This is a genomic window from Pontibacter locisalis (assembly GCF_042684605.1).
In the GTDB taxonomy this organism is placed as follows: Bacteria; Bacteroidota; Bacteroidia; order Cytophagales; family Hymenobacteraceae; genus Pontibacter; species Pontibacter locisalis.
Window position 1 is genome coordinate 25,709 of record NZ_JBHULU010000017.1, and the last position, 15,265, is coordinate 40,973.

The window sequence follows — 15,265 nt, forward strand, 5'->3', positions numbered from 1 at the left end:
AATACATTCGTCACATTTTTTATTTTTACTTTAGACATTCCCTTATCATTGTTCTATGAATGATATGACATTAAAAAGCTATATAGCTGAACCGATCCACCGGCACAAGGTGGAGTTTTGGGCAGCTACCACCATATTTGTCTTTGCTTTGTTCTCACTGGCAATAGGCGTTAGTCCTAATAGGTACTTATTCAGAGAAGCAGGAATAGAGTATAATTACTACGAGCACTATTTCTTTCCGCAGTTGTTCAGATACCTGCTGCTGTACCTGGTATTCCTTCTAACCAATTTTGTGCTGGTGCCAAGGCTGCTCAAAAAGCAATCTCTATGGCTAAACGTCTTCCTCACGCTTGTAACTTTTGTGGTTGTAGGCATGGTTGTCGGCGTTCTCGACACCTATACCAAAGGTTATCTGTTTGCAAGATTCGAATCAGCGGAACAGACATATGATTACGTTTTTCAGCAAAGCTTCCATTACGCCTTCTGGCTGCTGCTGATGCTGGGCCTGTATACCGGTATCAAGTATAGCGGACTCTACCTGTTATCCAATTCTACTTCCATAGAGTCTAAGTATAATATTATAACACGGGACGTTCTTACAGCTTTTGTAGCCTGGATGGTGAGCGTGTTTCTGTTGCTTATCCTGAACATTGGCGAAGAAATTACGATCATATGGGGACTTGTGTCGCTTAGTGCCCTGATCATTTATTGCTATTCGTTTTACTCTTTGCTGCCAAAAGCACTGCATAAAAAGAACCCGTTCCGGTACTATGCCATCATCAGTGCGCTTATACTTATAGTTTCTTACCTACCGGTGGCCTTCCTGATGCTGCTGCTGTTCCAGGATGAGGATTCGGCTTTTGGTTCAAGCTTTTTTAATGTGATGTTTCATATGTTTATAACAGTGCCGGCAACCTGGTTTCTGTTTAAGCGCCACTTAAAGGGCAATGAAGAGCTATATGTGTTGAAGGAGGAGTTAGGCAAATCAACGGCCAATGTGGATTTTCTTCGCTCTCAGATTAACCCGCACTTTTTGTTTAATGCCTTAAATACACTTTATGGTACGGCCCTGCAGGAGAACAGCGAACGCACGGCGCAGGGTATACAGATGCTGGGTGATATGATGCGCTTTATGCTGCACGAGAACCTGCAGCAGAAGATTTTGCTGTCGAGGGAGATAGATTACATGCTCAACTTTATTGAGTTGCAGCGATTGCGAACTTCGGTTTCACCTAACATCAACATCGAAACCAAGATACAGGAGGTGGTATCAGATAAGTTTATAGCTCCTATGCTGCTGATACCCTTTGTAGAGAATGCGTTTAAGCATGGCATTAGCCTGAAGCATAAGTCGTGGATCAGGATAACGTTACACACTGCTGATAACAAACTATACTTTGATGTGTATAACAGCACGCATCCGAAGCAGGAGCAGGACCCGGAAAAAGACAAATCTGGGGTGGGGTTAGTAAACGTGAAGCAGCGCCTGGACCTGTTGTATCCTAAGAGGCACGAACTCATCATCAGAGAAACTGCCGAAGAGTATTTTGTGCACCTGACGCTGCAGCTGTAATTTAGAACGATATCATTAAGTTTGATCAGCAAGTATAAAGAGTAGGCTAAACGATAAAAGAATGAGGGCAATTGCAGTAGACGACGAACCATTGGCACTGGAGGTAGTACGAACGCTGGCTTCCAAAGTGCCATACCTGGAGCTGGCAGCTAGTTTCACGGATGCGTTTCAGGCGCTGGAGTACCTGCAAAAAGAGCCGGTTGATTTAATCTTCCTGGATATCAAGATGCCTGATATTACCGGTTTGGAGTTTGTGGCGAGCCTTCAGAAAAAGCCACTGGTGATCTTTACTACAGCTTACTCTGAGCATGCAGTTACCAGCTTTGAGTTGGATGCCATAGACTATTTGCTGAAGCCTTTTTCGTTGGCCCGTTTCGTGAAAGCCTGTAACAAAGCACAGGAGTTATACTTGCTGCGCAGTGGGGCAGATTTAGCCAAGGATTACGTGTTCCTGAAGACTGGTTATGAGCAGGTGAAGGTGCACTTTAACGAGATTTTATACTTAGAGGCTGCGGGTAATTATGTAACGTTTGTGTTAGAGGATAAGAAGTTGCTGACCCGCATGACCATTAGCGAAGCCTCTGATATGATGCCTACGGATAAATTTGTGCGGGTGCATCGGTCATACATTGTAGCCAAAGACAGAATAGATAAGATAGAGCGACACCAGGTATGCATAAAAGGCAACGAAGTACCGGTGGGCGCATCGTATATGCAACAGTTGCAGGTTTAGCTTACGCTTACAAAAAGTATAGCACTATCCACCCTTAGTGCTAGTGAATAATAAGGTTAGTTGTTTGTAAATGGCACCTGTCCCTGGTTCTTCCTGAGAAGAGTTAAGGTGCAGTAAAAATTCTCCTCATAAGAGGGGCTGGGACGGGTTTGCCCTTTTTCAAACGGACTTAAGTGAATAGTACAATTAAAGATAAATATTGTAAAAGCTGCTACATGGCCATGAAGCTTATTTTACCTTATAGGCACCCTTTCTAATTATAGAACGAAACCCATAAACATTACTATCTAAGCTCTTTATTATGAAAAAAATTATACTTATGGCAGTAGCGGGCTTTCTCGCTACACAGGCTTCTATTGCCCAAAATGTGGCAGGCCAGGCAGCAGGTGCTACCAAGGCGCCAGTCACAACACAACCCATCGCAAAAGGCGAGGGTAAGATCAGCGGCATTATTCAGGATGAGGTGACAAAAGCCCCTGTGGAGTTTGCCTCCGTGGCGCTGGTAAACAAAGGCACAGGCAAAATTGTAAACGGCTCTACTACCGACAGCAAAGGCAGGTTCAGTATTGCCGAGGTTGCTCCCGGCCAATATAAATTAACCATAAGCTTCGTCGGCTACGAAAGTATGGCCGTTGACAATGTGCTTGTTGAGAAAGGAAAAGATGATGTGAACGTGGGAACAGTTACACTTAAGTCCAGCACAAAAGCATTGAGCGAAGTTATTATAACCGGAGAAAGGCCTTTGATAGAAGACAAAGTAGATCGCATGGTTTACAACGTTGATAAAGACATTAATCCTGGTGCAACGGCGGCTGAAGTAATGGCAAAAGTACCTGGTATGAGTGTAGACTTGGAGGGCAATGTGCAACTGCGCGGCAGCTCCAATATACGGGTACTCATTAACAACAAACCATCTGCTGTAGTGGCCAGTAACGTGGCCGATGCTCTGAAGCAGATTCCTGCTGATCAGATCAAGGCGGTAGAGGTGGTAACGAGTCCATCAGCCAAGTATGATGCAGAAGGTACGGCAGGTATCATTAACATTATTTTAAAGAAAGACAGCGGTGTACAGGGCCTGACCGGAAACTTTGCTGCCAACCTGGGTACGATCAACAGCAACACCAATGTGGGTTTGAACTACAGAAAAGGCAAAGTAGGTGTAAGCAGCACCCTGGGTTATGCAATGGCCGATATGCGTGGTAAAAATAACATTACGTCAGTTTTCGGCCCAGGATCATCTATTTCCAGTAGCACGCAAAATGTAGATGCTAACAGAATTGCTTCTTCCAGGTTGCTGCAGTTTGGTGCTGATTACGGACTTAGTAAAACCAGCTATATAGCGACAGGCATCCGAATGATAATTCCGGATGTTAAGTTTAAAACCACGCAGGTAACTACCAACGCTTTTGAAAATGCGCCTGAAAACAGGAACACCCGGGTAGGCAACAATGGGTTTGAAGGAGTTAACTATGACATTAACCTCGACTATACTAAAACCTTTAAAAAGCCGGGGCAGGAACTTTCGGTGCTGGGACTGATGAGTAGAAGCAGCCGCGACAATGAAGTTTACATGGAGTTGTTTCAGAACAGCCAGCTAACTCAAAAAGAGCGGAACTTTAACGATGCCTACAACGAGGAAATAACAGCCCAGACTGATTACACGCATCCGATAGGCAAAAGCCAAGTCTTAGAAATCGGCACGAAAGCAATCTGGCGCTATGCAGAAAGCGACTACCGTTTCCTGGTGGCAAATCCGGCTTCATCTCCTTTTGTGTTGCTTCCAGAAAGAACAGATGTGTTTTCTTATAACCAGGATGTGCTTTCTTCTTATGCGATGTATGGCATGAAACTAGACAAGTACAACCTGAAGATGGGCTTAAGGTACGAGCATACCCAGATTAATGGAGACTTCATTATGAATGGCACCACAGTGGAGCAGGAATATCAGAATCTCTTTCCAAGTATTTCTGTTTCCAGAAATCTGAAGCAGAACCAGACGATCAAATTCAACTACTCCAAGCGTATTCAGCGACCACAGTTGTCTCTATTAAACCCTTACGAGAACTTAAGTAATCCTAAAAATGTGGTGCGGGGCAACCCTGACCTGGCGGCAGAGCTAACAGACTCTTACGAGCTTGGGTACAGCACTTTCTTTAAGTCTGGGGCAACCGTAAACGCATCTCTCTACTGGCGCCAGACAAACAATGCCATCCAGTCACTTAGTACACTTTATAATGGTACTAACCCGGACTCTGTAGGCAGAGTAACAACTACTTTCGGGAATCTAGGGCAAGAGAGCTTCTACGGGCTTAGCCTGTCTGGCAGTACGAAGTTCTGGGAGAAAGGAAGGATTAGCAGTAACGTAAACCTGTTTTATGCTTCTATTGAGGGGGGCGGACAGCAGCAGTCTAACTCAGGCATTGTCTATAATACGAACCTGAACGTATCGTACAACTTTAACAAAGGCTTCAGTGCCCAGATGGCTGGTGACTATAATTCTTCACAGGTAACGCTGCAGGGCAAAACCCTGGGATTTGGAACCTACAACTTTGCTGTAAGAAAAGAAGTGCTGAACAAAAAAGGTAACGTTACGCTTGGGGTCAATAACCCATTCAATAAGTACGTGACACGGGAGCGTGTTATTAAAACGTATAACTCAGAAAACGTACTCGTGCTGAACCAAACCAACACTTTAAACCTGAATATGCGGCAGGTAAGACTAAGCTTCAACTATCAGTTTGGAAAGCAGGATGCGAAAGCCAAGCCGCGCCGTGTAAAGAAAGTCAACAACGAAGATGCTAAAGAAGGGGAAGAGTCAGGATTGCAATAATTGGTTAAAATATGAATGAGTAAAACAACTTTTGTGAATAAAGAGAAAAGCCTCCAGTGTTGCTGGAGGCCTTTTTGTTTTTCAACACTTAACTATCTGATTTTTTTTAAAAGATTTGAAGACTCTGGCAGAGCGTCCGCTGGTAAAGGCAGTGTCATTAGCCTATGGCAGCAGTTGCAGTGACTTTACGCGGTTTTTTGCTTTTACCGAGGTACAGCCTGTATGGCAGTAGCAGTGCTTCTATCATCAGCACACTCAAGAGTACAATCTCGGCACTGGGAATAACCTTCCCCAACGTAAGGACGGTCATTGCCAAAAATGGCATTATCAAGAGCAGTATATCGAATTTGTTTTCCAGTCCGCTGCGGATAATGCTTGTGGCAAAGGTGGCAAACGTTAGCACAGCAAAAATGTTGGTTAGTAAAATGATAAAAGGGGCTGAAAACAAAGTGGCCAAAGCAAAGCCAATGCCCACCCAGCTAAACAAGTTCTGCCCGATATGATCTATGCTAGAAGGTTTGATCTGGAAGGTTCTGGAAGCAAAAAACAGGAACCTGAATTTCTTGTGTTCCAATCCCAGCAGGAGCAGGTTAAGAGTAAGGAAAACCACATTCAAAGATGGCGTTCCCACCCACTGCTGCGATACAGTAACGGCAAGTATGGCTACATTCATAGGCACCAGCATAATGGCTCCCAGCAGGCTGAAGCGTTGCGAAAACAACAGCAAACCTATTATTACCTGGCTTACCGCCACTACCTGGGCAAATAAACTGAGGCCATATTCAGCTAATCGTTCTTCCAGCCAAGGAGGTCCCATTATCTGGCCAAAATTACCGTGTGTCAGTTTACATATTCCGGCAGAGAAGAAGGTGTAAGCCAGGAAGAGCCGGATCAGAAGTGTAAGAAGGTCCTTATTTTTTAACATAGTTTTAAGGTGTAGGTCGTGAATAATTTCTTTCTAATACAAAGGAAAAATTTCCGGTGAGTTATAAAAATCTATTAGACCAACTCCCGAAATTTCAAGGTAAACATAGCGTGTAGGAAGTGAGGTTTTGGTGGCTTAGCTGTATCGGAAGCGCCTGTATTTTTTTCAGGCAGGTATATCGAAATGGTGAATCGTTTAGTTTAAGTTTTTTGTAACCATTGGATTATTATGAATAAAGCCTGTTGCTATGTGAATTACATAAAGTTAGTGAGCTGTTAAAAGCCGCTGGAGACTGTAGCTTAAGGAGTACAACATTTTATGATAGCGTTATTGATTTTGGTACAGTATTTGGATGATAGTTTAGTGTATATTTAAAACCAAGATATTAATAATCAATAATAAAGAATCCTAAAACCTTTTTATGAAAACAAGACAATACATTGCCGGCCTTACGCTTTCCGCTATTCTTGGTGGAGGTGTTGCAATAGGCGGTTACCAATTTTTAGACAGCAATGCGATCAGTCATCTTCAGGATCAGGTAAATTTACCTCAGGTTCGTTATACCAGTGATATGCGTAGTGGCTCAGCCATTGCTCCGGAGGGACTTAATTTTCTGAAAGCCTCTGAAGTAGCTACTCCAGCTGTTGTTCATGTTATGACGGAATATAGTGGTGGTGCAACCGCTCGTGGAGGTGAAATGGATCCACGCCTGCGCGACTTCTTTGGAGAAGGATATGGTGGTAGAGAAATGCCAAGGGGCCCACAAATTGGTTCCGGGTCCGGAGTAATCATTGCTACTAATGGTTATATAATTACAAATAACCATGTGATTGACAAGGCTTCTAAAATAGAGGTTGTGCTAAATGACAAGCGTAGGTTATCTGCCACATTGGTTGGTACTGACCCTACTACAGACATCGCCCTTCTTAAGGTAGAGGCTGATGGACTGCCTACTGTACGCTATGGTAATTCCGATGAGATACAAGTAGGAGAGTGGGTTCTGGCGGTTGGTAATCCAATGAATCTTACGTCTACGGTTACAGCGGGTATCGTAAGTGCCAAAGGTCGTAGCATTGACATACTTCGTTCTAAAGATCCGAGCCAGCGCTATAGTGTGGAATCCTTTATCCAGACGGATGCAGCTGTTAACCCAGGTAACTCAGGTGGGGCGTTGGTAAATCTAAACGGTGACCTTATTGGAATCAATACGGCCATTGCCTCGCAGACTGGTTCTTTTGCCGGTTATTCTTTTGCGGTTCCTTCGGCACTTGTAAGCAAGGTTGTAGATGACCTGATGAAATACGGAGAAGTACAGCGAGCGCTATTAGGTGCTGAGATACGTGAAATTGATGCTGCTTTTGCGAAGGAGCAGGGCCTTAAAACATTGAATGGGGTGTTTCTTTCCAGAGTGGCTGAAAATGGTGGAGCTGCCGAGGCAGGATTAAAATCCGGTGATGTGGTTACAGCTGTAAATGGTGTGGCTGTTAGCAAATCTTCTGAGTTGCTGGAGCAGGTAGCCCGCTATAGGCCTGGTGATGAGGTAAAAGTTGCATTCCTGCGTGGTGGTGATAAGAAGACGGCCAAAGTAACCCTAAGAAACATGAACAATGGTACCGAACTGGTGAAGCGAAGTGTTGCTAAAGCAGCCTCCTTTGCCGGAGCAACTTTTGAACCTGTCAGCAAACAGGAAATGAACAAGCTAAGAATTGATGGCGGCGCTAAAATTATGGGTGTACGTGATAGCAAGTTCAGTGAGACAGGTATAAAAGATGGTTTTATCATCACAAGGATAGACAAGAATAAAGTTAGTACTCCAGCTGATGTAGAAAAATACCTTCGAAACATAGATGGAGAAGTTGTTTACCTGGAGGGAATATATCCTGATGGACTTAGAGCCTACTATCCAATAGGAAGAAATTAATCTGATACCACCATCAAAAAAAGCCGCTGTAATTTTACAGCGGCTTTTTTGTTTGAGCTTTGCAGGCGAAGTAATAAGTTAAGGTTAGATAAGGAAGGTACAAGGTAAAAAGAAGGAGGCTGATCCCTGTCCTGTGAATCAGCCTCCTTCAATAAAAGAATTGTTTTTAACTTACCGTTACCTGCAAAATGTTCTTCAATGTTTAGCTACGTGTTGGTGGGTACTTTTGCAGAATTTCAGATATAATCGTATTTATGCGCTCCTGGTCTATACCACCCGACATGTCTACGGCTGCTTCTCCAATACCCCGCCAGACTAACTCATTAGTATCCGGGTTTATCAGGTCTACTACCACAGTTCCTTCCTTATATTGGTTAATGGTTTTGTAAGTGGTAGGGAAATTGGTAAAGCCATAATTATAACGGTAACCATACCAATAGCTATAGCCATATCCGAAGCCTGGTGCAAATGCATAGTTGGTATTTACTTCTATTTCTGTGTCTACGGCAACATCGTAGGCTACCTTTAAATCAGGATCGGTGCTTTCGAAGCGAAGCCCTTGGTTGTTGAGGGTTTCCCTTATGGCGTTGCGGAGGTACATGTCCAGAGATTCATTGAAGTTCACTGAGGCATCCCGTGGCTCCATTGGTCGCTCCTGGTAAAAACCAAAAGTCTGGTATTGACTAAAGTTAGCTGATCGGTCGTAATCAGTGGTTACGCTTACTGTTGGAGCACAGCCTGCAAGAATTAACAGTGCCAAAGCCCACAGAAGTAGCTTGCATTTATTTGTAAAGAGATTCATAGTAGTAAATTTTAAGATGAAAATGAGCACCTCAGGAGAGGTGCCCAATAAGTAAATTAACAATTTCTAATCTACATAGTAAATATTGTAGGCTCTGTACTCAGCCTCATCTAACATATTATCGTCGTTAGCATCCCACAGGCCGAAAACACCATCCGTGTACTCCCGCTCAGTGAGTAAGTTGTTGTCATCAGTGTCCCACTCACCATACCACGCATTATCGGCAAAACCAGTTCCGAATTCATTTTCATCTAAAAAGCCATCGGCATTTGCATCCCATTCTGCCCAGCTTTCGTTCTCCAGTCCCCAATCGCTGATTGCCGTATTCCACTCATTTTCATCCAACCGGTTGTCATTATTCACATCCCAGGTGTCGTAGAGGCCAGCAGTATACTCGTTTTGGTCAAGCATATCATCATCATTGGCATCCCACTCCTCATAGTAGTTGGTTGAGGCAAAAGTAGTATTAAACCTATCAGCATCGTAGGTTTCTGCAGTCACCATTTCATTGTCTAGTTCGGCTTCTCCTACTTCAGTTGTTTCTACAACTTCTCCTTCTCCTCCGCAAGCTACCAAGCCTGCTAAGAACAATAGGGAAAGGCCTTTGCCAACTGTTGATAAAAATTTTTCGTTTTTCATTTCCATAGTTTTTTAATTTATACTAACATATGATGATGTGTTTATCCTTACGGAGTACAAATATTGATGTTGTAATATTCTGTACTTAAGTAAAATCTGTCTTCTGTTATAGGCCAAAATAAGTGTCGAAGAATCCATTGTACTCTACTTCGCTTAAGAAGCCATCGCCATCATCGTCCCACAGGCCGAAGACACCATCAGTAAACTCACGCTCCTCAATAAAACCATCAGCATCCATGTCCCAGTCTGTAAACCAGCTGTCAAAAATTGCATCCGTATCTGCTCCGGCAATGAACTCACTCCTCTCAATCATGCCGTCATTGTCAGTGTCCCACACATCCCAGTCTGCCGTTGACATGCCAAAGTCCTCTTCTATTGCATTGAGCTCAGCATTATCCAGCATCTCATTATCATTTGTGTCCCAGGTTTCGAAGAAGCTCATAGTCATCTCATCTTCATCCAGCAGGTCATCATTATCTAGATCCCAATCATTAAAAAGGTTGTTTGCAGAGAAGTCTTCGAAAAATGTGTTGTTATCAAACACTTCAATGTCATCGTCATCATCGTCGCAGCTAACCGCACCCAGCATCAGGAAAAGGCAAAGCCCCATTCCTGCTTTTCGCTACATGCCTGTTCTTTTTTCTGTCTTTTGAATGTTTGTTTTCACAATCTTATATCTTTTAAATTCCTGTGTCACGTTTCTTTGTTAATTTTTACGAGACCGTACTCTCACCGTTAAAATGTTCTAGGGAAGCAAGCGAACAACATAGCCAAAGCAGCTATTGAGTAAGGATAGGATAAGAAGGTACATTTGGCAGGAAAAGGGGATTAGGGCCTTAGACAGAGAGGCTATTCCTGCTGCCTAAAGCTTAATAGAAACGTGAAACAGCGTACCTGCCCGTACCATAGGAAAGGTTAGTACAGCAAGTAAACTGATTAAACTTATTGTAAGAAGTTGTGAGTTGCTTAGAAGAGTTCATGCTGCACGTGGTTGCTCTGCACGCGCAGCATGATAATAAAATCAGGACGCTTTTCGGAAGTAAACGTGAAAGGCTGTACCTCTGCCTACCATACTTTCCACTTCCACTTTGCCCTGATAGTTCTCAATTATTCGCTTGATCACATAAAGTCCTACACCACTTCCCTCTACGTGGTCGTGGAGCCTTCTGAAAAGAGAAAATATTTTATTTCCGTGTTTGTTTAAGTCAATGCCTATTCCGTTGTCTTCTACAGTTAAAACCACATACTCGGCTGCCTCTTTTGCACTTATCTTTATGATACAATCTCTTTCAGAAGCCCGGTATTTGATGGCATTGGTGAGAAGGTTTTGCAAAATGCTTTGCAAGTGCTGTGGGTAGAAGCAAACTACAGGTTGCTCACTGAAGTCAGTGATTATATTGGCACCGGATTGTTGTATCATATGCTGGATACCCAGGGCTACATCGCTTAAAGTCTTCTCAAACTCTAATTTCTCCCTTTGCTCATCCTGGGACTTACGCTGAATCTTACTTACATCTGATAAGCTTTCAATTGTGCCGTTAAGCTTCTGTACAGAGGTTTCTAATTGCTTTAGAATAGGTTCAACATCTCCTCCTGGTGTTTCCATTTCTTCACGCAGGGCAGATAACAAACCCTCCATGTTCGTTATTGGTGACTTTAGATCGTGGGAGGCGCAGTAGACGAAGCTATCCAGGTCGGAATTTATCTGAAGCAAAGCATCATTCTTACGCACAAGAGCCTCCTGCGCTTTTCTTCGCTCTACGATCTCCTCCTCCAGTTCACGATTCACACGGAAAAGTTCTGCAGTTCGCTCTTCTACACGTGTTTCAAGTTCATCTTTAGCCAGGTTAAGCTCGGCCTGAACTTTCTCTCGTTCCTTAATCTCCTCTCTCAATTTATGATTAGCAGACTCCAGTTGCAAATTGCTTGGGATCGCCAGTAAAGCCGGAATAGATTTGTACAAAACCACTGCTGTGGCTATGGACACTAAACCGGTTATCATTTTAATCATACCTGCAAGTCGGTAAGTAGGCACCCATGCTGTCCAGATGTCTAAGATATGGGTAGTACCGCACAGCAGTATAAATGCTGCAAACAGGAAAAACACATATTTGTGCGCCAGGTCCTGCCGCTTCTTTGCGAAGTAGAATAGCATAAGCGGAATAGAGTAGTAGGCGGCTGCGGTAAGGGCATCGCCCCCAACAGTCAACCAAAGGATCTCCGGCTTCCAAAAATAACAATGCCCGTGAGGCATAAAATCTGATTGCAGTAACTTCTGGAAAAACTCCATATCGGACAGCTTTACTTTTGTACAATCTTCAAAAGTAAGCAAAGTATGTATTAAAAAAACATTGTGAAGTTATAATGCTATTTTCCAATTGAATAGTTGTATTGGAGGTCCTGTTTACAAGTCTTCTTGCTGAAAAACCAAGGCTTTTTATCGGCCGCGGAGCTACTTCTAGAATGAAGCAAGGTAGCTGCAAAGTGCAGTTGACTTAAATAGTACAGGCTATTCAGTCCCCTTCATCTGGTGCACAAAAGCAACTAAAACCCAAGGTAGCCTGAAAGCGTTAACCTGTCAGTATTAACGGATTAATTGCAGCGTTCCAATAGGTTTTGCTTACCTTCGGCCATCCCTATCTTATAAGCCCCTTTCTTCACTTAAAATGAATCAGGACCTTACACCGGACTTTCAGCTAGTTTTCAACACAATGCCGGGAAACTTCTTGGTTCTAAAACCTGATGTACCGCACTTTACTATTTTAGCTGTGAGCGATGAGTTGCTCAAGTTAGCCAACCTGGAGAGGCACAGCGTAATAGGCAGAAGCATTTTTGAGGTGTTTCCTGAAAACCCTGAAGCTGTAACAGCTACAGGGCCATCAAATCTTAGAAAGTCTCTTACCAGTGCAGTGGAAACGAAGCAGTCAGACCAAATGCCTGTTATTCGCTATGATGTACCAAATGCAGAAGGAGTATTTGAGAAGCGATATTGGTCGTCGTTTAACAAGCCCATCCTGAACAAAGACGGTGATATCCTTTACCTTTTGCACGCTACTAAAGAAGTGACAGACGATGTTAAGGCTGAGGAAAAAGTAATTGAGCTGGAAAAGGTTGAGAGCACGTACAGCTTGTTTATGCAAGCCCCGGTGGCAGTATGTATTGTTAATGGTCCGGAGAACCTTGTAAGATTAGCAAATGAGGAAATGCTTCAGGTGTTAGGAAATACATCTGAAATAATCGGTAAACCTTTGTTTGAGGTGATACCCGAAGCCATACCACAAGGCTTCCCAGAGCTGTTGGACCAGGTTCGAAGCACCGGCACTCAAGTTTCTGCCACAGAGTACCCGATAACATTACACATAGACGGCGAAGAGGAATTGCGCTACTACAACTTTGTTTACCAACCATACTTTGAAAAAAGTTCTGATCCGGAAGCTTCCGGTGTGTTTAGCGTGGCCCATGAGGTAACGGAGCAGGTACTTGCCCGCAAAAGGGTTGAGGAGACGGAGTACCGATATCGTACTCTTATAGAGGAGGCCCCAATTGCGACTGCACTTTACATAGGCAAGGAAATTAGAATACAGTATGCCAATGACATTATGCTGTCGTATTGGGGAAAAGATTGTTCAGTAACTGGCAAAACACTACGTGAGGCCTTGCCTGAACTGGAAGGTCAGCCTTTCCCTGATCTGCTTGATAGGGTGTATGCTACCGGAGTGGCTTACAGCGGAGTGAAGGAAAAAGCCAACCTGTTTATTGATGGGAGACTACAATCCTTTTACTTCACCTATACTTACAAGCCCCTTTTTGATGTAGCAGGTATTTTATATGGCATTCACCAAACCGCCATTGATGTTACAGAAGAGGTATTGGCACAGCGGAAATTGGAGGAAAATAAAGAGGAATTAAACAAATTGGCTAATGCGATGCCCCAGCTCGTATGGATTGCGGATGCAGACGGAGAAGTAACATATTACAATGACAGAATCTCTGAATTTGCCGGTGCAACCAAACTACCCAATGGCACCTGGCGATGGGAGGGAATACTTTTTCCGGATGACGTGATGGCAACTTCTAATGCCTGGAACAAAGCTGTGGCAGAAGCAAGTGTGTATGAACAAGAGCACCGGCTTCAGATGAAGGATGGAGCTTACAGGTGGTACCTCAGCAGGGCCCTTCCGCAGCTTAATAAAGCAGGAAACGTATTGAAATGGTACGGTACTGCTACAGATGTGCAAAGGCAAAAAGAATATGAAGAAGCACTACGACAGAGCGAGGCCAGGCTGCAGGCTATCATTGAGGCCACGCCGGAGTGTATAAAAATAGTATCGGAAGATGGAACGCTTCAGTTTATAAACCATTCCGGACTAGAAATGATAGAGGGTAACAAAGAGTTGTTGGGTACTGCCTGTGTGTTCGATATTATTGATCCAGAGTATAAGAAGGAATGGCAAAGAAACCATAAGCGTGTATGCAATGGGGAGAGCCTCAGCTGGGAGTTCAATATCATTGGATTAAATGGGGCACGCCGACGCATGGAGACACATGCTGTTCCTTTATCTACTGCAGAAGGAGTAATGCATTTGGGAGTTACCCGTGATGTGACGGAGCGAAAGAAATCGGAGATTGCCCTACGGGAAAGCGAAGAGCAGTTCCGGACCTTTGCCAATAATGTACAAAACCTGGCATGGATGGCAGAGCCTGATGGATGGATCTACTGGTACAACCAACGCTGGTATGAATACACAGGAACCACCCTGGAGGAAATGCTCGGATGGGGTTGGGCAAAAGTTCACCATCCGGATCACGTGGACAGCGTGGTAGCACACTTAAAGGAGACTTGGGAAAAGGGTGAGACCTGGGAGTTAACATTTCCATTGAGAGGCGCCGATGGTGCGTATCGTTGGTTCCTTACAAGAGCCCATGCCGTGAAAGATACACATGGCAAAGTGGTGCGCTGGATCGGAACCAACACCAATATAGACAACCAGAAAAAGGCAGAGGCGGCACTAGAGTTGAAAAACAAGGAGTTAACGTACATTAATAATGACCTTGATAACTTTGTCTACGCAGCCTCTCATGATTTGAAAGCTCCTATCGCCAATATTGAGGGACTACTGGCTTTCCTGTCTGATGACTTAAGCCAAGGCATATTGCAGGAAAACGATGCGAAGCATGTTATGTCCCTAATGCAAGGGTCTGTTAACCGGTTTAAGAAAACGATTAATAACCTTAACGATGTCGTTAAGCTTCAGCAGGAGAATAAGGTAAGTCCTGTTCTGGTAAGTCTGCCGGAGGTGGTGCAGGAAGTTATACAGGACCTGGAGCCAATGATCCAATCGTCGGGAGTACAGCTGACAATCGATGTATCTGAGTGTAGCACCATCCACTTTTCTGAAAAAAACCTGCGTAGCATTATTTACAACCTGCTATCCAACGCCATTAAGTACCGCTCTCCAGAAAGGGAGGCACTTGTAGAAGTTCACTGCCAAACTGCAGCAACGCACCATGTTATCACAGTAAAAGATAACGGCCTAGGGATGAAGGAGAATCATATGGGGCAGCTCTTTACCATGTTCAAGCGTTTTCACGATCATGTTGAGGGTAGCGGTATTGGCCTTTACATGGTTAAGAAGATGGTCGAAAACGCGGGCGGTCATATAGAAGTTGAAAGTCAGATTGATGTTGGGAGCACCTTTAGAGTGTTTCTCAAACGGTAAAAATCAATAACCTGCAAAAGCAAAGAGCCGCTTCATTTAAATGAAGCGGCTCTTTGCTTTTGCAGGTTACATTATTACCTTAATATAGATTAAACGGACCATTGTATTTTACTTTGAAGGTT

At 43.8% G+C, this 15,265-nt stretch carries 10 protein-coding genes; 5 read left to right on the plus strand and 5 right to left on the minus strand.

The features are described from left to right. The first annotated feature begins 64 nt into the window (after positions 1 to 64). From ACFSRY_RS12860 to ACFSRY_RS12870, 3 genes are all read left to right on the plus strand, one after another. Positions 65 to 1,573 carry a sensor histidine kinase gene (locus ACFSRY_RS12860; RefSeq protein ID WP_377508054.1) on the plus strand — a complete coding sequence of 503 codons (1,509 nt, stop codon included), beginning with the start codon at positions 65 to 67 and terminating at the stop codon, positions 1,571 to 1,573. Between the two features lie 61 nt (positions 1,574 to 1,634). After that, positions 1,635 to 2,306: a LytR/AlgR family response regulator transcription factor gene (locus ACFSRY_RS12865; RefSeq protein ID WP_377508057.1), complete on the plus strand. Its 672-nt coding sequence runs from the start codon at positions 1,635 to 1,637 to the stop codon at positions 2,304 to 2,306. Between the two features lie 301 nt (positions 2,307 to 2,607). Continuing rightward, on the plus strand, positions 2,608 to 5,136 hold the full coding sequence (locus ACFSRY_RS12870) for an outer membrane beta-barrel protein (RefSeq protein ID WP_377508060.1): 2,529 nt from the start codon (positions 2,608 to 2,610) through the stop codon (positions 5,134 to 5,136). Positions 5,137 to 5,293: 157 nt separating this feature from the next. Here the strand turns inward: ACFSRY_RS12870 and ACFSRY_RS12875 are convergent, their stop codons facing one another. Further along, positions 5,294 to 6,061 carry a DoxX family membrane protein gene (locus ACFSRY_RS12875; protein WP_377508063.1) on the minus strand — a complete coding sequence of 256 codons (768 nt, stop codon included), beginning with the start codon at positions 6,059 to 6,061 and terminating at the stop codon, positions 5,294 to 5,296. Positions 6,062 to 6,482: 421 nt separating this feature from the next. On the opposite strand from ACFSRY_RS12875, the gene ACFSRY_RS12880 reads away from it, so the two are divergent. Next, positions 6,483 to 7,982, plus strand: a complete 1,500-nt coding sequence (locus tag ACFSRY_RS12880; RefSeq protein WP_377508066.1) for a Do family serine endopeptidase — start codon at positions 6,483 to 6,485, stop codon at positions 7,980 to 7,982. A gap of 202 nt (positions 7,983 to 8,184) precedes the next feature. On the opposite strand, the gene ACFSRY_RS12885 is transcribed toward ACFSRY_RS12880, so the two are convergent. The 4 genes from ACFSRY_RS12885 to ACFSRY_RS12900 all read right to left on the minus strand — a co-directional run bounded on the left by ACFSRY_RS12885 (position 8,185) and on the right by ACFSRY_RS12900 (position 11,713). Then, positions 8,185 to 8,784, minus strand: a complete 600-nt coding sequence (locus ACFSRY_RS12885) for a DUF4136 domain-containing protein (protein WP_377508069.1) — start codon at positions 8,782 to 8,784, stop codon at positions 8,185 to 8,187. Between the two features lie 66 nt (positions 8,785 to 8,850). Further along, positions 8,851 to 9,423, minus strand: a complete 573-nt coding sequence (locus ACFSRY_RS12890; protein ID WP_377508072.1) for a hypothetical protein — start codon at positions 9,421 to 9,423, stop codon at positions 8,851 to 8,853. A gap of 106 nt (positions 9,424 to 9,529) precedes the next feature. Further along, the gene (locus ACFSRY_RS12895; RefSeq protein WP_377508075.1) at positions 9,530 to 10,033 is read right to left on the minus strand and encodes a hypothetical protein; all 504 of its coding nucleotides are present in this window, start codon (positions 10,031 to 10,033) and stop codon (positions 9,530 to 9,532) included. A 411-nt stretch (positions 10,034 to 10,444) separates the two neighbouring features. Continuing rightward, positions 10,445 to 11,713, minus strand: coding sequence for a sensor histidine kinase (locus ACFSRY_RS12900; protein WP_377508078.1), 1,269 nt, complete (start codon positions 11,711 to 11,713; stop codon positions 10,445 to 10,447). A 376-nt stretch (positions 11,714 to 12,089) separates the two neighbouring features. On the opposite strand from ACFSRY_RS12900, the gene ACFSRY_RS12905 reads away from it, so the two are divergent. Next, on the plus strand, positions 12,090 to 15,143 hold the full coding sequence (locus ACFSRY_RS12905) for a PAS domain-containing protein (RefSeq protein WP_377508082.1): 3,054 nt from the start codon (positions 12,090 to 12,092) through the stop codon (positions 15,141 to 15,143). Positions 15,144 to 15,265 lie beyond the last annotated feature (122 nt).

Bases quoted from the DNA above. Each gene is read 5' to 3' on its own strand.
- ACFSRY_RS12880 (WP_377508066.1), top strand. From the start codon at position 6,483: ATGAAAACAAGACAATACATTGCCGGCCTTACGCTTTCCGCTATTCTT.
- ACFSRY_RS12865 (WP_377508057.1), top strand. From the start codon at position 1,635: ATGAGGGCAATTGCAGTAGACGACGAACCATTGGCACTGGAGGTAGTA.
- ACFSRY_RS12905 (WP_377508082.1), top strand. From the start codon at position 12,090: ATGAATCAGGACCTTACACCGGACTTTCAGCTAGTTTTCAACACAATG.
- ACFSRY_RS12885 (WP_377508069.1), bottom strand. From the start codon at position 8,784: ATGAATCTCTTTACAAATAAATGCAAGCTACTTCTGTGGGCTTTGGCA.
- ACFSRY_RS12895 (WP_377508075.1), bottom strand. From the start codon at position 10,033: ATGGGGCTTTGCCTTTTCCTGATGCTGGGTGCGGTTAGCTGCGACGAT.
- ACFSRY_RS12890 (WP_377508072.1), bottom strand. From the start codon at position 9,423: ATGAAAAACGAAAAATTTTTATCAACAGTTGGCAAAGGCCTTTCCCTA.
- ACFSRY_RS12900 (WP_377508078.1), bottom strand. From the start codon at position 11,713: ATGGAGTTTTTCCAGAAGTTACTGCAATCAGATTTTATGCCTCACGGG.
- ACFSRY_RS12875 (WP_377508063.1), bottom strand. From the start codon at position 6,061: ATGTTAAAAAATAAGGACCTTCTTACACTTCTGATCCGGCTCTTCCTG.
- ACFSRY_RS12860 (WP_377508054.1), top strand. From the start codon at position 65: ATGACATTAAAAAGCTATATAGCTGAACCGATCCACCGGCACAAGGTG.
- ACFSRY_RS12870 (WP_377508060.1), top strand. From the start codon at position 2,608: ATGAAAAAAATTATACTTATGGCAGTAGCGGGCTTTCTCGCTACACAG.